This is a genomic window from Streptomyces spongiicola (genome assembly GCF_003122365.1).
Lineage (GTDB): Bacteria > Actinomycetota > Actinomycetes > Streptomycetales > Streptomycetaceae > Streptomyces > Streptomyces spongiicola.
In genome coordinates this window covers 3,178,693-3,198,082 of sequence record NZ_CP029254.1, presented here as the reverse complement: position 1 = coordinate 3,198,082, position 19,390 = coordinate 3,178,693, and the positions used below count along the sequence as shown (strand labels likewise).

Here is a 19,390-nt window from a genome sequence, read left to right as displayed (position 1 = left end):
TCCCTTTCCTGGTCGAGTGCAGTGCGGTCGGGCTTCGTGCGTTCCGAAGCTACCGTCACCGTCCCTAACGCGGAGGGAGTGCCACCAGGTTCCCCGCCGCCGGTGAAAAGAACATGACGCGGCTCGCCCGCGGGAGCGACCATGGGACGTATGTCCGGGCCCTATGTCGTTCGCGGCTCGGTCTCCCTGCCGGAGGCCGAGCTCATATGGCGCTTCTCGCGGTCGTCGGGCCCCGGAGGCCAGCACGTCAACACGAGCGACTCCCAGGTGGAGCTGCGCTTCGACCTGGCGGCGACGAAGGCACTGCCGGCCGTGTGGAAGGCGCGGGCGTTGGAGCGCCTCGCGTCCCGGCTGAACGACGGCGTGCTCAGCGTCCGCTCGTCGGAGCACCGCTCCCAGTGGCGCAACCGGGAGGCGGCGGCGATCCGTCTGGCGGCACTCCTCGCCGAGGCCACCGCGCCTCCGCCGCGACCGCGCCGGCCAACGAAGGTCCCGCGCGGCATCAACGAACGCCGTCTGCGCGAGAAGAAGCGGCGGGGAGAGACCAAGCGCGGCCGCAACGCCCGCGACTGGTGATCCGGCGCCCGCGGCGGTACGCCCCGTCGACGCGGCGCCCGGGCGCTTCCCCGTTCCCGGGCTTCCCCGTTCCCCGGCTTCCCCGGCCGGGCTCGCGCCGCCGTCCCGTGCTCCGGTCCGGCGATCCGGGCTCGTACGGCCGTCCGTGCTCCGGTCCGGCGATCCGCGCTCCTGCCGCCGTCCAGTAACCCGGTTCCGGCGACCCGCGATGCGACCACCGTTCCGTGCCGGCGGCCCGCGGCCGGCCCCGCCGTTCCGTGCCGGCGTGCGTCTCGCTCCGCCGGGTGTCAGCCCAGGTGCCGGTAGCGCCCGCGGAAGTAGGTCAGAGGGCCGCCGTCCGCGCTGGGCAGTCCCGCCCTCAGAACGCGGCCGATCACCAGAGTGTGGTCGCCGGCCTCGACACGCTGCTCGGTTCTGCATTCGAGAACCGCCAGCGCGCCGCCCATCAGCGGTGCGCCGCAGAGTTCCCCGCGGGTGTACGCGGTGTCCTCGAAGAGCAGCCGGTCGCTGATGCGCCCCCTCAGGGCGAAGCGGCCCGCGATGTGCCGCTGGCTCTCGGAGAGCACCGACGCACCCCACATGGGCTGCTCGGACAGCAGGTCGTCCATGCGCGAGCCGTTGCGCAGGCTCACGAGCACCAGCGGAGGGTCGAGCGAGACGGACATGAACGCCGTCGCGGTCATGCCGACGTCCTCCCCGCGCGGACCGTCCGCCGCCAGGGGCGGTTCGTGCGCCGTGATCAGCACCACTCCGGCGGCCAGCCGGGACATCGCGGCACGGAACTCGTCGTCGCTCACCCCCTCAGCATGGAGGATGGTCGCGGCACTCGGGGTGGGACTCGTCTGTGGCACGGCCGCACGCTAGCCCCGTCCCGCGCCCGGCCGCATCGGGCCAGAGGACCAGTCGGGTCCTAGGACTTCCGGGCAGGGCACTTCAGGGGCGCGGCACTTCAGGGCGGGTCCCGCCGCCGCGACCGGCGTCCGGTTCTCGTCCCGTCCGTAGCTGCGCGATCCCGCGGGACTTCCGCCCGGATCCGACCGGATTTGCGTTCCGGAAGGTCGGAACGGCCCCCGCCGCCAAGCCGCCCCCATCATCATCTGTTGTGACTTGAGTCACAGAGGCCGGTAATTGTTGACCCTGTGTACCGGGTGGGCAGCTCGCTGTGATTCAGTGGCGGGAACGCTGCGTCAACCGGATGCATCAGTGGAGTCGACGAGGAACCTGGAGTCAGCTGTTCGAGGTCTCGGGGAGAGCGAGCGATGGAGACCGAGTCGGAGCCGTACGTCCGTCTTGCGACCCTGAGGCAGCTGCATCAGGTCGTGGCGAACCTCAACACGGCCCGCAGTCTTGCGGAGACGCTGCAGACCGTCGCCGACGGCATCGTGGCCGGACTCGGGTACGAGCTGGCGTGCGTCAACCTCGTTCGCCCGGACGGGGATCTCGTCGTCGCCGCCTTCGCGGGGAACACCGCGGCGGAGGCCCTGATCACCGGGCGGGTCGGCTCCCGCACCTCATGGGAGCGCCGGCTCGGCATGGGCGAGGCCTGGGGCGAGCTGCGCTTCATACCGCACACCGAGGGCTGGGTACTGCTGGAGGACGACGTTCCGCAGTGGTACACGGAGGGCCCCGAGCCGCGCTTCGAAGGCGAGTGGCACCCTCAGGACCGTCTCTACGCGCCGATGTACGCCTCGGGCGGGGGCTGCGAACTGCTCGGCGTCATATCGGTCGACAAGCCCCGCAACGGACGCCTTCCGGGTGCCTGGGGCCAGGAAGCGCTCCAGATGTACGCGTCTCAGTCGGCGATTGCGATAAGCAACGCCCGGCTCCGTGCAAACATGCAGCGCGCCCTGGTGCGCCTGGAGCGGGAGCAGCAGGCCCTGCGTGCCAGCGAGGAGTCGTTCCGGCAGGCGTTCGAGTACGCGCCGAGCGGCATGGCCATCGCGGAGATGGGCGGCGACCAGCACGGCCGGCTGCTCCGCGCCAACGACGCACTCTGCCGGCTGCTGGGCCGCCCCGCGTCTGCGATGCGCCGCTACTCATTCGCCGATCTCGTCCACCCCGAGGACATCGGCACACTGCTGCGGACGTCCGCCGAGGGCGGCCGCGCCGAGTTGCGCCTCGGCCGCCGCGACGGCACCTACGTATGGGTCTCGCTGCGCAACTCCGTCGTCGCCGACACCACCGACGGCCCCCGCTTCCTGCTCACGCACGTCGAGGACATCGAGGAGCGCAAGCGGCACGAGCTCCAACTCGCCCACCGGGCCAGCCATGACGCGCTGACCGGGCTGCCCAACAACGCCGAACTCCGCACCCGGCTCAGCGCCCGCCTGTGCGGGCGTCCCCCGGGTGCGCAGGAGGAGGACCGGCCCCCGGACGCGCGGCAGGAGGCCGGCCGGACCCTGGACGTGAGGGACTACCCGTACGGCGGGTACGGCGCATACGGCGGGTACGGCGACTACGGCGACGGGCGCTACGGCGAGAGCAGCTACGCGGGTGGATTCGACGGCGGCGACACCGACGGGGGCTTCCACGCCGACGGGTTCGACTTCGACCGGCCGGCCATCCCGTACGACCATCATGTCCATGCTGTCGCGCCCGCCGCGGACGGTGAGGCCGACGACGGGACGAAGGGCCTCGCGGTGCTCTTCTGCGACCTGGACGGCTTCAAGTCGATCAACGACCGCTTCGGGCACAACACCGGCGACGCCGTCCTCATCGAGGTCGCCCGCAGGCTCACCACCGGTGTCCGGGACGGGGACACCGTCGCCCGGCTCGGAGGTGACGAATTCGTCGTCCTCGCCGACGGCCTCGGTGCCGCCGACGCCGCCGACCTGGCCGTTCGCCTGCGGAACGCGATCATTCCGCCGATCCGGGTGGACGGACGGGCGGTCCGGGTCGGGGCGAGCTTCGGGATCGGCTGGGCGGTCTGCGGCATGTCCGTCGAAGAGGTGCTGCAGTCCGCCGACCAGCGGATGTACATCGAGAAGCGCTCCAGGGCCAAGGTCCACAGACGCGCCGGATAGCGGATTCGGTGGAACCGGCAGGGCCCCGGACACCGTCCCTGGAGTAGCTCGAAGGGGGTAGGCTCGGCCGGTCGGCGACGGCTGGCGGGCAAGGATAGGAGTGACCCAGGGATGACGGCCGGGAACAACGGCGCGAGCACGCCCGAGGACGACGATCCGTTCGGCTACCTGTACGCGGACGGACAGCGGGCGGGCGCCTCGTCTCCCCGCCAGGGCGGCTACGGCTACCCCGGTCCGGCCCCTCAGCCGGGTGTGCCCAGGACGTCGTACAACCAGGTCAGAACGGTCGGCCAGCGCCAGTACGGGCAGCAGCAGACCGGGCAGCAGTACGGCCAGGTCCCGCACCAGCAGCAGTACGGCCAGCAGCCCGGCCCCCAGTACGCGGCTCCCGAGACCTATCCCGGCGGCGCCCCGACCCGCCAGGCCCCGGCACCCTCCGGCGGCGGTGGCGGCCGGGGCCGCGGACCGAACACCAGGGGCCTGCTCATCGGGGCCGTCGCGGTGGTGGCCGTGGTGGTGGTCGGCATCACCGCGGCGCTGATGACGGGTGGCGACGACAAGGCCGAGAACCCCCAGGCGGACGGGAGCAGCACCGCTCCCGCGGAAGAGGTCCGCCCGAGTGAGGAGCCCTCCGAGGACGACGAGGAGAAGCCGGCCGGGCTGCCGAAGCAGGACGCCGCGACTCTGCGCCTCGGTGCGCCCGCCGCACTGGCGAAGGACGTCAAGGGCGCCAAGGGCGCGGACGGCGCGTATGTGGTGTTCAACGGAGCCGGTGGCTCGGCCAGTTGGACCGTGGACATCCCGGCCGACGGCGCCTACACGCTGTTCATCACGTACAGCGTGCCGGGCAAGGACGCCAAGACCTCGCTGACGATCAACGACACCCAGCCGCGGTCGGTCAACATGTCCAACTTCGCCCGGGCCAAGGATGGCGACTGGGAGAAGGGCTGGACGCGCACCTACGCGTACGTGAACCTCGAAGAGGGATCGAACACGCTGAAGATCTCGTGCGAGCAGGGTGACCAGTGCGACGCCCTGCTCGACCAGGTGTGGCTGGAGGCCGGTCAGTCCAAGGGCTGACCGGGGCCGGACGGTCCGGGAGCCGAGCCGAGCCGAGCCGAACCGAACCGAACCGCCGACCGGGGCGGCCTCTGAGGGCCGACCGGTCCGGTACGCCGCCCGGGCCGCCCGGGCAGCCCGGAGCGGTGGAGGATGCCGCAAGGGCGGCCGGGTGCGTGGGCGGCGCATGGGCCGGGCGGGTGCCGGGGGAGCGCCGGGGGAGCGCGTCTTGCCGAACGGTCCCACTCCCGCGCCGGCTTCACGGAGTCCGGACCGGTGCCGCAGCCGCGTAAGGCTTCGCGAGCCGTGTACGGTGCCGTAGCCGTAGCCGTAGCCGTAGCCGTAGCCGTAGCCGTAGCCGTAGCCGTAGCCGTAGCCGCAACCGCTTGCTGGGCCGCCGGGGCCGCCGGGGACGCCGAAGGGTTCGCGGAGCCCTCAGCCGCCCGGCGGCGGGGAGGCCCGCGCGGGACGTCATGCCGCCGGGGTGTGCTCCGTCACCGTGATCCTGGGGAGCAGGTCCTCGTAGCAGGCGCGGTCGAAGTCGCCTGCCGTCGGGGCGAGGACGGTTGCCGTGGCGAGGGCCGCGGCGCGGACGAGGCGGTCCGGCCAGGGCAGGGCGTCGACGAGTCCCGAGAGCAGCCCGGCCAAGGCCGAGTCGCCCGCGCCGGTGGGGTTGCCGAGGACCTTGCGGGGCGGGGTGGCCTGCCAGATGCCCTCGGGTGTGGCGGCGAGGATGCCGTCGGGGCCGAGGGAGGAGACCACCGTGCGGGCGCCGCGGCGGCGGGCGGCGTGTGTGGCGCGCAGCGGCTCGCGGGAGCCGGTGAGCTGGGCCAGCTCGTCGGCGTTCGGCTTGACCAGGTCGGGGCGGGCGGCGATGCCCCTGCGCAGCGGCTCACCGCTGGTGTCCAGCAGCGCCGGCACCCCGGCGGCCCGTGCCCGGCGCACCAGCTCGGCATAGGCTCCGACGTGGATGCCCGGCGGGAGGCTGCCGCACAGCGCGACCGCTCGGGCTCCGCGCAGCAGCGTCTCGTACGTGGTGAGGAACGCGGCCCATTCCTCGGGCGTGACGGCCGGGCCGGGCTCGTTGAACTGGGTGGTGTCGCCGGTCGCGGAGTCGACCACCGCGAGCGTGCGCCGGGTGTTCCCCGCGATCGGCACGAGCGCGTCGCGCACGGGGAGCCCGGCGAGCCGGTCGCGCAGGGTCTCGCCGTTGGGACCGCCCGCGAGGCCGGTGACGACCGCCTCGTGGCCGAGTGCCCCGAGCACCCGGGCGACGTTCACTCCCTTGCCGCCGGGGCGCTCGTCGACCTCGAAGACCCGGTGGGAACCCTGTGGGACGAGGGCGGGAACGCGGTAGGTCAGATCGATGGCGGTGTTCAGCGTGACCGTGAGGATCACCGTGACACCCCCTGAGCATGCGTTCGCCTTCGCCGGACGGGTCCTGATCATGCCAAAGAACCGGGTGGTTGGCCCAGCCCCCCGTAGGCCAACCGCCCCGGCCCGCCGCACTGCGGCCGCACCACGGCCGCGCTACGGCTCGACCACCCACGCGCCCTTGCGCATCACGCCCCTGAGTGTGAAGTCGGCGCCGAGCACCACGAGATCGGCGTCCTTGCCGGCCTCGATGGAGCCGACCCTGTCGTGGAGGCCCAGCAGCCGGGCCGGGTTCGTGGAGATCGCCCGGACGATGTCCTCGACGGGCAGCGCGTCGACGGTCGCGGCCCTCCGGAAGGCGGTGTCCAGCGTGAGCGTGGACCCGGCGATCGAGCCGCCCTCCACGAGCCGGGCGACACCCTCGCTGACCTCGACCGCCAGGGGCCCCAGACGGTAGACGCCGTCGCCGAAGCCCGCCGCGTCCATGGCGTCCGTGATGAACGCGACCCGTGCGGCGCCCGCGTGGCGGAACGCCAGCTCCAGGGCGGCCGGGTGCAGATGCGTACCGTCGTTGATCAGTTCGACGGTGACCCGCTCGTCCTCCAGCAGCGCGGCGATCGGCCCGGGAGCCCGGTGGCCGAGGACGGGCATGGCGTTGAAGAGGTGCGTGGCGACCGTGGCGCCCGCGTCGATCGCTTCGACGGTCTGCTCGTAGGTGGCGTCGGTGTGGCCGACCGCGGCGATCACGCCGTGCTCGGCGAGCAGCCGCACGGACTCCATACCGCCGGGCAGTTCGGGGGCGAGGGTGACCATCTTCGCGGTGCCGCGGGCGGCGTCGAGCAGTTTGCGGACCTCCGCCGGGTCGGGGGCGCGCAGCAGTTCCCCGCTGTGCGCGCCCTTGCGGCAGGGCGAGATGAACGGGCCCTCGAAGTGGATGCCGGCCAGGTCGCCCTGCTCCACCAGCTCGGAGAGGAACCCGGCGCGGTGGGTGAGGAAGTCCATCTCACCGGTCACGGTGGAGGCGACCATCGTGGTGGTGCCGTGCCCGTGGTGGGTGCGCACGCCGGTGAGCACGTCCTCGGCCGTGCCGGAGGTGAACGAGGCCCCTCCGCCGCCGTGGTTGTGCATGTCCACGAAGCCGGGGACCAGCCAGTGGCCGGACAGGTCGACGGAGGGCGCGTCGGCCGGGGCGTGCCCGCCGATCCTGGTCCCCTCGACGGTCACCCGCCCGTTCTCGGCGACCCCGGTGGGCAGCACCACCCGGGCGCCCGCGAGAACCATCCGGTCGGCCATCAGCCGGTTACCTCCGTGGTGAGTGAGTCGGACGCGGCGAGCAGGTCCCAGGCGAGGAGGCCGGCGCCGAGGCAGCCGGCGGTGTCCCCGAGGGCCGCCGGGACGATCGAGGGCGGCTGCTGGAAGGTGATGCGCGCCTCCACCGCGGCCCGCAGCGGTGCGAACAGGGTCTCCCCAGCCTCCGCGAGACCGCCCCCGACGATCAGCGTGCCGGGGTCCAGCAGGGTGAGTGCGGTCACCAGCCCGTCGGCGAGGGCGTCGACGGCTTCCCGCCAGACGCGTGCGGCCGCCTCGTCGCCGGAGTCGACCGCCTTCGCGCAGTCGGCGGCGTCCGCCTCCGGGTCGCCGCTGGCGGCCGCCCAGGCGCGGGAGACGGCGGAGGCGGAGGCCAGCGTCTCCAGACAGCCGCGCCGGCCGCAGCCGCACTCCGGACCGCCGGGGCGGACGACGACATGGCCGATCTCGCCGGCGCAGCCGTGCGCGCCCTCCTCGATCGTGCCGCCGATGCCGATGGCCCCGGCGATGCCCGTGCCGAGCGGGACGAACAGGAACCGGTCCGCGCCGCGGCCCGCCCCGACGCGGCCCTCGGCGAGCCCGCCGGTGCGGACGTCGTGGCCGAGGGCGACCGGCACCCCGCCGAGCCGTTCGGCGAGCAGCGCACGCAGGGGGACGTCGCGCCAGCCGAGGTTGGCCGCGTAGACGGCGACGCCGTTCGCGGTGTCGACGATGCCGGGCACCGCGACGCCGGCCGCTGCGGGGCCCTCGCCGTACCGCCGCTCGCCGTGGGCGCGCAGTTCGGCGGCGAAGCCGAGGATGGCCTCGACGACGGCCTCCGGCCCGTGCTCCCGGCCGGTCGCCCGGCGGGAACCGTGCAGCACGCTGCCGTCCGCCCCGACGAGGGCGGCCTTCATTCCGGTGCCGCCCACATCGAGGGCGATGACGTGTCTCACGCGTACAGTCTCGCCGCCGGGCCGGAAAAGGTCTAGTCCACTATTCGGGGTGTTGCGCGTCGGGCCGCGGCGGTGACCGGTTCGTTTCGCCATTGCGTCCCGAGTGCGGGTGGAGTGCCCGCGCAGTGCCCGCGCAGTGCCCTCGCAGTGCGGGCGGAGTGCGGGTGGAGTGCGGGTGGGGTGTGGGTGGAGTGCGCCCGGAGTGCGCGTGGAGTGCGCGTGGGGTGCGCGTGGGGTGCGGGCGCGGTCCGGTTGTGCGCCGGTCGGCCTCCCGGTGGTCCCCGGTGATCTCTGGGTGGGCCCGGGGGACGGGCGCGCGGGTGCGTTCCCCGGGTGGTCCCGCGGTGGCCCCGGCAGGCCGGGTAGGTCGTCGGGTGGGTCGGGTAGGTCGTCGGGTGGGTCGGGTGCGCGGGTGTGGTCGTCCGGCTCGGGTGGGCGCGCGGGCGTGCGCCCGGCGTGGAGTGGCTTGGCCGGAACCATCCGCCGGCCGGGCGGCGCCGCACTGTCCGGGGGGACGGTTATGTTGCTGATATGACCGACGACCTCGACGACCTCGACGATCACTCCGGGCGCGGCGACCTCTCCGGGCGCGACCGTGCCGTGCTCGCGTTCGAGCGGGCGCCGTGGGCCGGGCCCGGTGCCAAGGAACGTGCGATACGCGAGGATCTCGGCATCTCCCCCACCCGCTACTACCAACTCCTCAACGCGCTCCTGGACGACCCGCGCGCGCTCGCCCACGACCCCGTGACGGTGAACCGTCTGCGGCGCGTCCGGGAAAGGCACCGGTCGCTCCGGTGATGCGCCGGGGAGATCGCCGCGCGCCGTAGCTGAGCGGGGCCCGCGTCGATAGGGTCGGGACATGGGCAGCTACTCGCACGCACTGCCGGAACCGACCACCGCCGCCGGCCGTGAGGGGCTCGCCGCGGTTCTCGAACGGCCGTCCGAGAGTGTGGTCGCGCTGGACTTCGACGGGACGCTGGCGGAGATCGTCCCGGATCCCGAGCAGGCGAGGGCGCACCCCGCGACGGTTCCCGCACTGGCCCGGCTGGCGCCGCGGGTGCGGGCCGTCGTCGTGGTCACCGGAAGGCCGGCCGGGGTCGCCGTCCGGTACGGCGGGTTCGCCGGTGTCGCAGGGCTTGAGCGCCTCGTCGTCCTGGGGCACTACGGCGCGGAGCGGTGGGACGCCGTCAGCGGCAGCGTCCGGGCCCAGCCGGAGCACCCCGGCGTCGCCGCGGTACGGGCCGAGCTGCCCGGCCTCCTCGACTCGATGGGCGTCTGGCGCGGCACGTGGATCGAGGAGAAGGGCCGCGCGGTCGCCGTGCACACCCGCCGTGCCGAGGACCCGCAGTCCGCTTTCGAGGCGCTGCGCGAGCCGATGGCCGAGCTGGCCGGGCGTCACGGGCTGATCGTCGAACCGGGCCGCCTCGTTCTCGAGGTGCGCCCGCCGGGCGTCGACAAGGGCATTGCGCTCGCCGAGTACGTTCGCGAGGTGAACGCCTCCACGGTCGTCTACGCGGGCGACGACCTCGGTGATCTGGCCGCCTTCGCCGCCGTGGACAAGCTCCGCTCGGACGGGGTGCCCGGACTTCTCCTCAGCAGCGGCGGCGAGGTGCCCGAACTCGTCGAGCGCGCCGACCTCCCGCTGCCCGGCCCGGCCGCCGTCGTGGCCTTCCTCTCCGCGCTGGCGGACCGCGTCGAGCACCGCCCCTGAGGTCTGTCCCCCGTTGCCGCGGCCACGGCTTCCCGCTACGGCGGTCGCGGGCTTCGGGGTCGTGGCGGTCGGGCCGAGGCCCTGGCGGTCGCGGCCCTGGCGGTCGCGGTCGTCGTGGTCGCGGTCGTCGTGGTCGTCGTAGGCAGGGCTGTTCGTCGCCGTTCGTTGCGACACGCCGCGCCCCGGGGCTCCGGCCCGGGCCCGCCCCGTGTCAGCCCGCCTCCGTGACGCCCTCGTCCAGCGCCTCCAGCGCGCGCAACTGGTCGAGGAACCACTGCTGCGGTGGAAGCGCGGTCGCCGCGGCCGCCAGGCGCTTGCCGCGCTCCGCACGCTCGGCGTCCGGCATGGACAGCGCCTGGTGGAGGGCGTCGGCCGTGCCGGTCACGTCGTACGGGTTCACCACCAGCGCGTCGTCGCCGAGTTCCGCGTACGCCCCCGCCTCGCGCGACAGCACCAGCGCGCAGCCGGCCTCCGAGACGACCGGAATCTCCTTGGCGACGAGGTTCATCCCGTCGCGGATGGGGTTCACCAGGGCGACGTCGGCCATCCGGTAGGCCGCCAGCGAGCGGGCGAAGTCGTCCTTGACGTGCAGGAGCACCGGGGTCCAGTCGGGCGTACCGTAGCGGGCGTTGATCTCCTCGGCGACCCGCGAGACCTCGGCCGTGTAGTCGCGGTAGACGGCGAGGTCCTGGCGCGAGGGATAGGCGAAGGCGATGTGCACGACCCGCTCGCGCCACTCCGGGTGCTCGTCCAGCAGGGTGCGGTACGCCAGCAGTCCGCGCACGATGTTCTTCGACAGTTCGGTGCGGTCCACCCGCACGATCGTCTTCCGGCGGCCCGGGCCGCGGCCGTCGCCGCCGATCTGCTCGCGCAGCGCGGCCAAGCGCTCGTCCACGTCCGTCCGCCGCGAGCGCTCCCGCAGGAAGTCCGCGTCGGCGCCGAGGCCGTGCACCCCGAGTTCGGTCCGCCGCCTGCGGTGCCCCCGCAGCCGGTACTCGAGGCTCGGCGGTCCGTCCTTTGGCCAGTGCGGGTCCACATCGTGGTCGACCAGCACCCGGCGGCAGCAGTTCTGGAACGCGCCGAGCCAGCGCTGGGTCAGGAAGCCAAGCCGGTTGGCCCCGAGCATCCCGAGGAGCAACTGCTCGGCGATGTCGTCCGGGAGCATCCGGAAGTACTCCGGCGGTGCCCACGGCGTGTGCGAGAAGTGGCCGATTCGCAGGTCGGGACGCAGGTCCCGGAGCATGCCCGGCACGAGGGCGAGGTGGTAGTCCTGGACCAGCACGGCCGCAGCCGGGGCCGCCGACTCGGCCAGGGCCTGCGCGAACGCCTGGTTGTACGCCTCGTAGGCCACCCACTGGCGGCGGAACTCGGCGTCGAAGACGGGCTCCAGCGGTGTCTGGTACAGCATGTGGTGGACGAACCACAGCACCGAGTTCGCGATGCCGTTGTACGCGTCGGAGTGCACGGCGGCGTCGATGTCCAGCATCCGTACGCCCGGTTCGCCGATGCCGCGCCGCACCGCCTCGCGGTCCCCGTCGCCGAGTGCGGAGCACACCCACAGGGCGTCCGTCTCGGGGCCGATGGCCGACAGCCCGGACACCAGCCCGCCGCCGCCGCGCCTGGCGTCGAGCGTCCCGTCCTCCCGGAAGACGTAGGAGACGGGGCCCCGGTTGGAGGCGACGAGAACTCGTGCGGCGTGCTCGTGCTCGTGCTCGTGCTCGTGCTCAGAGACCATGTCGCGAACCTAGCCCTTCCTGGAACCGCTCAAACGTACGGCCGGAGCCGGTGGCCGGAGACCGCCGTTCCGCGACCTCTCTGCCGTTGCACAGCCGGGATACGGTGCCGCTGTGCCGCTGTGCCGCTGTGCCGCTGTGCCGCTGTGCCGCTGTGCCGTAGTGCCGTAGTGCCGCCGTGTCCGCCGGACCGGGATCGCTGCGCCCCGGCGACGGCCGAAGCACGGCGACGGCGGGACCCGGCCTCGGTGCCGGGCCCGGACGCTCGTCCCGCACCGGTGCCCTGTCGCCGTGTGCCCGCCCGGACCACGGTCCGGGGCCTTCGGATGCCGGTCCGGGCCATCGGACGCCGGTGCGGGAAGCGCGGTCCCGGAACCCGCCGTGCCGCCCGCCCGGATCAGGGACCGGTGGTCCTGGGCGGTTGGGCGGCTGCCCCGGCGAGGGACCACCGGCCACCGGATGCCCGATGCCGGCCGTCGGGTGCCGGCCACCGGATGTCGGCCACCGGCGCCCGGCACCCGTCGGATGCCTCCGGCCCCGGGCCGGCCGTGCGCTCACCCGGTCAATGGTTCCGCCGGTCGCGCGTCGCCGCGAGTGCGATCGCGCCGGCGGCCGAGAGCGCCAGGGCCATCCCGCCCAGCAGCCAGAGCCGCTCGCTGTCATGGCCTGCCGCGGCGATCTGGCCCACGGTCCCCTCCCCACCGTCGTGGCCCGGGGTACCGGTGCGCCCGGCGCCCGCCGCGCTGCCGGGGGCGCCTGGGGCGGGCGGTACACCCGCCTCCCTGCCGCCGGCGTCCTTCCCGGCGTCCTCCGCGGCCGGCTCGTCCAGTCCGTCCTCGTGCCCCTGCTCAAGGCTGTGGTCGTGGCTCTCCTCGTCGCCGAAGCCGGTCCGGGGGGCTCCGAGTTCCCCGACCTCCTCGGCCACCGGGGCCGCCGAGCACCGGGCGTCCCTGGTGCCGGCCGCGCAGTTGGACCGCGGGGACTGGACCTCCAGGCCGCCGCCGAGCCGGCCGTCGCCGCCGTCGCCCCCGTCCTCGCCGCCGACGGTGACCGAGTAGGTGACGGTCGCCGACATCCCGGCCGGGAGGGCACCCGAGTACGAGAGCACGGGCTCCTCGTACGCGACCCGGCCGCGGGTGGCCCGGGCGTTGCGGTCGTAGACGGCGTCGTCGAGGGTGCCGCCGAGGTCGTCGGTGAAGCGTACGTCGGGGAGGTCCCGCCCGCCGTTGTTGGTCGCCGTGATGGTGAAGGTGAGGGTGTCCCCACGGGCGACCCTCTGCGCCGACGCCGTCTTGGTGACCTCAAGGTCGGGGGTCGGCGCCGACCGGGCGGGAGCCGCCGGCGCGAAGCCCGTCGTGGCGGTCGCGGCCCCCGCGGCGACCGCCAGGGCCCCGAGGAGCCGGGGCCGATTGCCTCTGCTGCGCCCGCGGATCCTCGTCCGGTCCCGGCCGGGCACGGCCCGATCCGGACGGGAGAGCCGTGCGCCCTCTGATCTCACATTGCCCATAAGTCTGAAATGTAGACAATCATCCCGGCTGGGCCGTGTTACGCCGCGCCCGTGTCGCACCGCGCCGCGCCCGTGCTGCGTCGTGCTCGTGCTCGTGCTCGTGCTCGTGTCACGCCGCTCCTCCGCTCCTGCGCTCCTCCGCTCCTGCGCTCCTCCGCTCCTCCGCTACGCCGCGCCCGTGTTGCGCCGTCCCGCCCGGGCCGCGTACTCGGGGACGTCCCTCATCGGTGGCCGCTCCTCCGTGTCCACCGCGTGCGTTCGCGGGACGAACCCGTCCTCGGCGCGCTCGAACTGGGTCAGCGCCGGGCGGACCAGGTGTCCACGCGAGAGGCGCAGCTGGGCGGTGCGGTAGATCGCCGCCGCCATCCGGCCCAGCGCCTGGCCGTCCTGGTGGCGGTGCCGCCGTACGCCCACGTCCACCTGCGCCAGCGCGTCCAGGCCCACCGTGTGCAGCGCGTCCACCAGCAGGCCCAGCTCCACCCCGTAGCCGACCGGGAACGGCAGCCGCTCCAGGAGCGAGCGGCGCGCCGCGTACTCCCCGCCGAGCGGCTGGACGAACCCCGCGAGCTGCGGCCAGTGCAGATTGAGCAGCGGTCGCGCCACCAGTTCGGTCACCCTGCCGCCCTGGCCGGGCGTGTCGCCGAGCGGCCGGTCGTACATCGCCTTGACGAACTGCACCTCGGGGTCGGTCAGCAGCGGGCCGACGATCCCGGAGACGAAGCCGGCGGAGAACTCCTTCAGGTCGGCGTCGACGAAGCAGACGACGTCGCCGGTGGTCGCCAGCAGGGAGCGCCACAGCACCTCGCCCTTGCCCGGTACGGCCGGGACGCGCGGGAGTACGGAGTCCCGGTGCACCACCCGGGCGCCGGCCCGGGCCGCCGACTCGGCGGTGCGGTCCGTCGACCCCGAGTCGACGACGACCAGCTCGTCGACGAGCGGTACCGCGCCGGTCATCAGTTCGCGCCGGATCGCGGTGACGATCTCGCCGACCGTCGCCTCCTCGTTCAGCGCGGGGAGCACCACGCTGACCGTGGTGCCCTGCTTGGCGGACAGCAGCCGGTCCAGTGGGCGGTCGGCCACCGACCAGGACCGCCGGGCCAGCCAGCGCTCCACCTCTTCCAGCACATGATCTCCATCTCGCGGATCGGACGGTCGTCTCAAGCGTCCGGGGGTTCGGTTACAGTCTTGAACAACGCGGACCGCCGATGCATGTCGGGGTCGCCACGCGGACACAACCGAATACCGCTCATCCAGAGGGGCAGAGGGACACGGCCCGTTGAAGCCCCGGCAACCCTCCAGCCGATCTCGTCGCGCGTCGCGGCCGAGGCTCACGGCTAGGGAAGGTGCCAATTCCGTCTCGCGGCGAGGTGCGCCGCGGGGAAGATGAGGAGAAAGGGCCTCGCCTCCATGGCTGTGCAGACCGTCGCCACCACTTCCGATTCTGCCGACACCGTCGACCTGGGTCCCGCCTCCGGGCTCTCCTGCCGCGAATGCGGTGAACGTTTCGCCCTCGGTCCGATCTTCGCCTGTGAGGCGTGTTTCGGGCCGCTCGAGGTCGTGTACGACCTGCCGGGCGGCGACCCCGAGGAACTGCGCAAGCGGATCGAGAGCGGTCCGGACAACATCTGGCGCTACGCGCCGCTGCTGCCCGTGCCCGCGGACGTGGCGGACAAGCCGAATCTGAACCCGGGCTTCACCAGGCTCGTCCGGGCCGACAACCTCGCCCGTGAGTTCGGCGTCACCGGCGGCCTCTGGGTCAAGGACGACTCCGGGAACCCCACGCACTCCTTCAAGGACCGGGTCGTGGCCCAGGCGATCGAGGCCGCCCGCGCCTTCGGTTTCACGACGCTCTCCTGCTCCTCCACGGGCAACCTGGCCGGCGCGGTCGGCGCCGCGGCCGCCCGTGCCGGCTTCCGTTCCTGCGTGTTCATCCCGCACGACCTGGAGCAGGGCAAGGTCGTGATGGCCGCCGTCTACGGTGGCGAGCTGGTCGGCATCGAGGGCAACTACGACGACGTCAACCGCTTCTGCTCCGAACTCATCGGCGACCCGGCGGGCGAGGGGTGGGGCTTCGTCAACGTCAATCTCCGCCCGTACTACGCCGAGGGTTCCAAGACGCTGGCGTACGAGATCTGCGAGCAGCTCGGCTGGCGGCTGCCGGATCAGATCGTCATCCCCATCGCCTCCGGCTCCCAGCTCACCAAGATCGACAAGGGGCTCCAGGAGCTGGTCGGGCTGGGCCTGGTGGAGGACCGGCCCTACCGGATCTTCGGCGCCCAGGCCGAGGGCTGCTCCCCCGTGTCCGCGGCCTTCAAGGCCGGCCACGACGTGGTCAGGCCGCAGAAGCCGGACACCATCGCCAAGTCCCTGGCGATCGGCAACCCGGCGGACGGCCCCTATGTGCTGGACATCTGCCGGCGCACCGGCGGCGCGGTGGAGGACGTCACCGACGAGGAGATCGTGGACGCGATCAAGCTGCTGGCCCGCACCGAGGGCATCTTCACCGAGACCGCGGGCGGCACGACCCTCGGCGTGGCGAAGAAGCTGATCGAGGCCGGGGTGATCGACCCGGCCCTCACCACGGTGGTCGTCAACACGGGTGACGGCCTCAAGACCCTCGACGCGGTGGCCCCGACCACGGGTATGTCCGCAGTCATCCGCCCCAACCTGGACTCCTTCCGAGAGGCTGGCCTCGTATGAGCGTCAACGTCCGCATCCCCACCATCCTCCGCACCTACACCGGCGGGCGGGCCGAGGTCCCGGCCGAGGGCGCAACCCTCGCCGAGGTCATCGCCGACCTGGAGAAGAACCACACGGGCATCGCGGCCCGGGTCCTGGACGACCAGGGCAGGCTCCGCCGTTTCGTGAACGTGTACGTCAACGACGACGACGTGCGCTTCGAGCAGGGCCTGGAGACGGCGACCCCGGACGGCGTCGGCGTGTCGATCATCCCCGCGGTGGCCGGCGGCTGACCGTCACCCAGAGTCAGCAGAAGAGCCCCCTCCGCAAGCTCTGCGGAGGGGGCGTTTCTGTAGGGTTGAGCGCGATAGAGTTGGGGAAGCCCCCTCCGCCGCGTGTGCCAGGCGCATATGAGAACGCCTTCTTGCACGACGAGAAACAGCCAAAGTATTCGAGCATTGTGCGCGTTAAGTGCGCTTTGCCCGGCCCGACTTGCCCGGGAATGCTCGCATTTCTCTTGAATCGTCCTTTCAGCCCTGCCCGGAATTCTCGTCCGATTGACCTGTTGCAGACGGCAGTTGGACAGATACATTCAGCCGCGGTCGACGCGTTCCGGCGCACTCCCATGGGGTCGTCCCCATGCCCCTCCGGGCACAGGGAAACCGCAGGGTGAGGTCTGACCCGGGTCCGCGAAGTGCGGTCCTGTGCAAGGGCCAGTAATAGGGGAGTTAGGCATGGCTCAGGGCACCGTCAAGTGGTTCAACGCGGAGAAGGGGTATGGCTTCATCGCGGTCGACGGTGGTGCGGATGTTTTCGTCCACTACAGCGCGATCCAGATGGACGGGTACCGCACCCTGGAGGAGGGGCAGCGAGTCGAGTTCGAGATCTCGCAGGGCCAGAAGGGGCCGCAGGCGGACATGGTCCGCGTAGCCGGCTGAGCGCCGACTGACTGCAGCAAAGTGACGGAGGGTCCGTGCCGGCGGCACGGACCCTCCGCCGTGCGTGGGCCGTCCGCCGTGCGTGCCCCCGCCAGGCACCGCGGCGCCGCGCCCGGCGGGGGCGCGGGGGCGCGGGCGCTTGGGCGTGCCCGGGGCTGGACGCGAGGCTTCCTGCCGGGGTGCCGTGCTCCGGGTGCCGCGCTCGGGGTGCCGTGCTCGGGGTGCCGTGCTCCGAGTGCCGCGTTCGGGGTGTGGTGCTCTGCGAGGGATGGGGCGCTCTGCGTCGGGGTGGCCGCGGCGCCCCGTGCCGGGAGCGGACGGGGCGTCCCCGGCCTGGACGGGTACGGCGGCGTGTGCGGGGACGGGGGAGGTTCGGCGTGCCCGGAGGCCGGCGCCGTGCCGTGCCGTGCCGTGCCGTGCCCGGGGCGGACGCGGCGCCCCGGGCTCTGGGTGGACGCGCCGGTGCGCCCCCGGGCGGACGTGGTACGGCCTCCGGGCGGGAGCCCGAGTCGCGGTCGCGTCTTGCACTCGCCGGGTCCGAGTGCTAATCATTGGCGTTAGCACTCTACGAGTGAGAGTGACAACGAAGGACCGGGTCGGTGAGGTCCGCAGGCCGGGTGGGGCAAGGAACCACAAGGCACGCAGGCCGTCCGTCGCGGGCACCAGCGCGGTCCGGAGCATCCACCCCAGTCCGGGAGGACCACTTCACATGGCCAAGATCATCGCGTTCGACGAGGAGGCACGGCGCGGTCTCGAGCGCGGGATGAACCAGCTCGCCGACGCCGTCAAGGTCACCCTTGGCCCCAAGGGCCGGAACGTCGTCCTCGAGAAGAAGTGGGGCGCCCCCACGATCACCAACGACGGTGTCTCCATCGCCAAGGAGATCGAGCTCGAGGACCCGTACGAGAAGATCGGCGCCGAGCTGGTCAAGGAAGTCGCCAAGAAGACGGACGACGTCGCCGGCGACGGTACGACCACCGCGACCGTCCTCGCCCAGGCGCTGGTCCGCGAGGGCCTGCGCAACGTGGCGGCCGGCGCCAACCCGATGGCCCTGAAGCGCGGTATCGAGAAGGCCGTCGAGGCCGTCTCCGGCGCGCTGCTCGACCAGGCCAAGGAGGTCGAGACCAAGGAGCAGATCGCTTCCACCGCCTCCATCTCCGCCGCCGACACCCAGATCGGCGAGCTCATCGCCGAGGCGATGGACAAGGTCGGCAAGGAAGGCGTCATCACCGTCGAGGAGTCCCAGACCTTCGGTCTGGAGCTGGAACTCACCGAGGGTATGCGCTTCGACAAGGGCTACATCTCGGCCTACTTCGCGACCGACATGGAGCGCATGGAGGCCGCCCTCGAGGACCCGTACATCCTCATCTTCAACGGCAAGGTCTCCTCGGTGAAGGACCTGCTCCCGCTGCTGGAGAAGGTCATGCAGTCGGGCAAGCCGCTGCTGATCATCGCCGAGGACGTCGAGGGCGAGGCCCTGTCGACCCTGGTCGTCAACAAGATCCGCGGCACCTTCAAGTCCGTCGCCGTCAAGGCCCCGGGCTTCGGCGACCGCCGCAAGGCCATGCTCGGCGACATCGCCATCCTCACCGGTGGCACGGTCGTCTCCGAGGAGGTCGGCCTCAAGCTCGAGAACGCGGGCCTGGACCTGCTGGGCCGCGCGCGCAAGGTCGTCATCACCAAGGACGAGACCACGATCGTCGACGGTGCCGGTGAGAGCGACCAGGTCCAGGGCCGGGTCAACCAGATCCGCGCCGAGATCGAGAACTCCGACTCGGACTACGACCGCGAGAAGCTCCAGGAGCGCCTCGCGAAGCTGGCCGGCGGCGTGGCCGTCATCAAGGCCGGTGCCGCGACCGAGGTCGAGCTCAAGGAGCGCAAGCACCGCATCGAGGACGCCGTCCGCAACGCCAAGGCGGCCGTCGAGGAGGGCATCGTCGCCGGTGGTGGCGTGGCCCTGCTCCAGGCCGCCCAGGTCTTCGAGAAGCTCGAGCTCGACGGTGACGAGGCCACCGGTGCCGCCGCTGTGAAGCTGGCCCTGGAGGCCCCGCTGAAGCAGATCGCCGTCAACGCCGGCCTCGAGGGCGGCGTCGTGGTGGAGAAGGTGCGCAACCTGACCCCGGGCCACGGCCTGAACGCCGCGACCGGCGAGTACGTCGACCTCGTCGCCGAGGGCATCATCGACCCGGCCAAGGTGACCCGCTCCGCGCTCCAGAACGCCGCGTCGATCGCCGCGCTCTTCCTCACCACCGAGGCCGTCATCGCCGACAAGCCGGAGAAGGCCGCCGCGGCCGCTCCGGGCGGCATGCCGGGCGGTGACATGGACTTCTGATCGACCCTGAGGTTGATCGACCGTCCTTAACCGAGGGCGGCACCCCCACTCCCGGGGGTGCCGCCCTCGGCTTTTCGGCTTCCGCCCGAGCGCGTGCGGGCCGTTTCGGGTGTGCGTACGGACCGGCTCGGGTGTCCGGGGTTGTGGCCTGCGGGTGTGCGTACGGAACCGGCCGGGTGTGCGGGCCGGTTCGGGTGTGCGTACGGTTCGGGTCG

Annotated in this window: 16 protein-coding genes and 1 riboswitch; of the genes, 9 read left to right on the top strand and 7 right to left on the bottom strand. The window is 72.8% G+C overall.

The window, feature by feature from the left end:
* The first annotated feature begins 141 nt into the window (after nucleotides 1–141).
* Nucleotides 142–576 carry an alternative ribosome rescue aminoacyl-tRNA hydrolase ArfB gene (gene arfB / locus DDQ41_RS13940; protein WP_109294794.1) on the top strand — a complete coding sequence of 145 codons (435 nt, stop codon included), beginning with the start codon at nucleotides 142–144 and terminating at the stop codon, nucleotides 574–576.
* Between the two features lie 287 nt (nucleotides 577–863).
* Here arfB and DDQ41_RS13935 read toward each other — a convergent pair whose 3' ends face one another.
* The gene (locus tag DDQ41_RS13935) at nucleotides 864–1,427 is read right to left on the bottom strand and encodes a flavin reductase family protein (protein WP_109294793.1); all 564 of its coding nucleotides are present in this window, start codon (nucleotides 1,425–1,427) and stop codon (nucleotides 864–866) included.
* 408 nt (nucleotides 1,428–1,835) lie between these two features.
* Between DDQ41_RS13935 and cdgB the strand changes: the two genes are divergently transcribed.
* Complete coding sequence (gene cdgB / locus DDQ41_RS13930) at nucleotides 1,836–3,599, top strand: diguanylate cyclase CdgB (RefSeq protein WP_109294792.1); 1,764 nt, start codon at nucleotides 1,836–1,838, stop codon at nucleotides 3,597–3,599.
* 111 nt (nucleotides 3,600–3,710) lie between these two features.
* Nucleotides 3,711–4,679, top strand: a complete 969-nt coding sequence (locus DDQ41_RS13925; RefSeq protein WP_109294791.1) for a carbohydrate-binding protein — start codon at nucleotides 3,711–3,713, stop codon at nucleotides 4,677–4,679.
* A 450-nt stretch (nucleotides 4,680–5,129) separates the two neighbouring features.
* On the opposite strand, the gene DDQ41_RS13915 is transcribed toward DDQ41_RS13925, so the two are convergent.
* The 3 genes from DDQ41_RS13915 to DDQ41_RS13905 form a co-directional block, all read right to left on the bottom strand.
* Nucleotides 5,130–6,056 (bottom strand): 1-phosphofructokinase family hexose kinase, encoded by a 927-nt coding sequence (locus DDQ41_RS13915; protein WP_109297726.1) that lies wholly within the window; start codon nucleotides 6,054–6,056, stop codon nucleotides 5,130–5,132.
* A 132-nt stretch (nucleotides 6,057–6,188) separates the two neighbouring features.
* On the bottom strand, nucleotides 6,189–7,325 hold the full coding sequence (gene nagA, locus DDQ41_RS13910; protein ID WP_109294790.1) for an N-acetylglucosamine-6-phosphate deacetylase: 1,137 nt from the start codon (nucleotides 7,323–7,325) through the stop codon (nucleotides 6,189–6,191).
* A complete protein-coding gene (locus DDQ41_RS13905) occupies nucleotides 7,325–8,275 on the bottom strand; it encodes an ROK family protein (RefSeq protein WP_109294789.1) in 951 nt (316 codons plus the stop codon). The genes nagA and DDQ41_RS13905 overlap by 1 nt, the downstream gene beginning before the upstream one ends.
* Nucleotides 8,276–8,806: 531 nt before the next feature.
* Here DDQ41_RS13905 and DDQ41_RS13900 point away from each other — a divergent pair.
* Together DDQ41_RS13900 and otsB are read left to right on the top strand one after the other, a co-directional pair.
* The gene (locus DDQ41_RS13900; RefSeq protein ID WP_109294788.1) at nucleotides 8,807–9,073 is read left to right on the top strand and encodes a DUF3263 domain-containing protein; all 267 of its coding nucleotides are present in this window, start codon (nucleotides 8,807–8,809) and stop codon (nucleotides 9,071–9,073) included.
* Nucleotides 9,074–9,134: 61 nt separating this feature from the next.
* Complete coding sequence (otsB, locus tag DDQ41_RS13895) at nucleotides 9,135–9,986, top strand: trehalose-phosphatase (protein WP_109294787.1); 852 nt, start codon at nucleotides 9,135–9,137, stop codon at nucleotides 9,984–9,986.
* Between the two features lie 211 nt (nucleotides 9,987–10,197).
* On the opposite strand, the gene DDQ41_RS13890 is transcribed toward otsB, so the two are convergent.
* The 3 genes from DDQ41_RS13890 to DDQ41_RS13880 all read right to left on the bottom strand — a co-directional run bounded on the left by DDQ41_RS13890 (nucleotide 10,198) and on the right by DDQ41_RS13880 (nucleotide 14,351).
* The gene (locus DDQ41_RS13890; RefSeq protein ID WP_109294786.1) at nucleotides 10,198–11,721 is read right to left on the bottom strand and encodes an alpha,alpha-trehalose-phosphate synthase (UDP-forming); all 1,524 of its coding nucleotides are present in this window, start codon (nucleotides 11,719–11,721) and stop codon (nucleotides 10,198–10,200) included.
* A 560-nt stretch (nucleotides 11,722–12,281) separates the two neighbouring features.
* Nucleotides 12,282–13,226, bottom strand: coding sequence for a DUF11 domain-containing protein (locus DDQ41_RS13885; RefSeq protein ID WP_162602681.1), 945 nt, complete (start codon nucleotides 13,224–13,226; stop codon nucleotides 12,282–12,284).
* A 165-nt stretch (nucleotides 13,227–13,391) separates the two neighbouring features.
* Complete coding sequence (locus DDQ41_RS13880) at nucleotides 13,392–14,351, bottom strand: glucosyl-3-phosphoglycerate synthase (protein WP_109294784.1); 960 nt, start codon at nucleotides 14,349–14,351, stop codon at nucleotides 13,392–13,394.
* A 118-nt stretch (nucleotides 14,352–14,469) separates the two neighbouring features.
* A riboswitch (SAM riboswitch) is annotated at nucleotides 14,470–14,616 on the top strand.
* Between the two features lie 17 nt (nucleotides 14,617–14,633).
* Between DDQ41_RS13880 and thrC the strand changes: the two genes are divergently transcribed.
* The 4 genes from thrC (at nucleotide 14,634) to groL (ending at nucleotide 19,175) form a co-directional block, all read left to right on the top strand.
* Entirely contained in the window at nucleotides 14,634–15,926 is a 1,293-nt protein-coding gene (gene thrC / locus DDQ41_RS13875; protein WP_172607877.1) for a threonine synthase, read from the top strand.
* A complete protein-coding gene (locus tag DDQ41_RS13870) occupies nucleotides 15,923–16,198 on the top strand; it encodes a MoaD/ThiS family protein (RefSeq protein WP_109294783.1) in 276 nt (91 codons plus the stop codon). Before thrC ends, DDQ41_RS13870 begins: the two co-directional genes overlap by 4 nt.
* Nucleotides 16,199–16,639: 441 nt before the next feature.
* Complete coding sequence (locus DDQ41_RS13865) at nucleotides 16,640–16,843, top strand: cold-shock protein (RefSeq protein ID WP_003986833.1); 204 nt, start codon at nucleotides 16,640–16,642, stop codon at nucleotides 16,841–16,843.
* Between the two features lie 709 nt (nucleotides 16,844–17,552).
* Entirely contained in the window at nucleotides 17,553–19,175 is a 1,623-nt protein-coding gene (gene groL, locus DDQ41_RS13860) for a chaperonin GroEL (RefSeq protein ID WP_109294782.1), read from the top strand.
* The last annotated feature ends 215 nt before the right edge of the window (nucleotides 19,176–19,390 follow it).

Bases quoted from the DNA above. Each gene is read 5' to 3' on its own strand.
- arfB (WP_109294794.1), top strand. From the start codon at position 142: ATGGGACGTATGTCCGGGCCCTATGTCGTTCGCGGCTCGGTCTCCCTG.
- cdgB (WP_109294792.1), top strand. From the start codon at position 1,836: ATGGAGACCGAGTCGGAGCCGTACGTCCGTCTTGCGACCCTGAGGCAG.
- DDQ41_RS13925 (WP_109294791.1), top strand. From the start codon at position 3,711: ATGACGGCCGGGAACAACGGCGCGAGCACGCCCGAGGACGACGATCCG.
- nagA (WP_109294790.1), bottom strand. From the start codon at position 7,325: ATGGCCGACCGGATGGTTCTCGCGGGCGCCCGGGTGGTGCTGCCCACC.
- DDQ41_RS13900 (WP_109294788.1), top strand. From the start codon at position 8,807: ATGACCGACGACCTCGACGACCTCGACGATCACTCCGGGCGCGGCGAC.
- otsB (WP_109294787.1), top strand. From the start codon at position 9,135: ATGGGCAGCTACTCGCACGCACTGCCGGAACCGACCACCGCCGCCGGC.
- DDQ41_RS13890 (WP_109294786.1), bottom strand. From the start codon at position 11,721: ATGGTCTCTGAGCACGAGCACGAGCACGAGCACGAGCACGCCGCACGA.
- DDQ41_RS13885 (WP_162602681.1), bottom strand. From the start codon at position 13,226: ATGGGCAATGTGAGATCAGAGGGCGCACGGCTCTCCCGTCCGGATCGG.
- thrC (WP_172607877.1), top strand. From the start codon at position 14,634: ATGGCTGTGCAGACCGTCGCCACCACTTCCGATTCTGCCGACACCGTC.
- DDQ41_RS13870 (WP_109294783.1), top strand. From the start codon at position 15,923: ATGAGCGTCAACGTCCGCATCCCCACCATCCTCCGCACCTACACCGGC.
- DDQ41_RS13865 (WP_003986833.1), top strand. From the start codon at position 16,640: ATGGCTCAGGGCACCGTCAAGTGGTTCAACGCGGAGAAGGGGTATGGC.
- groL (WP_109294782.1), top strand. From the start codon at position 17,553: ATGGCCAAGATCATCGCGTTCGACGAGGAGGCACGGCGCGGTCTCGAG.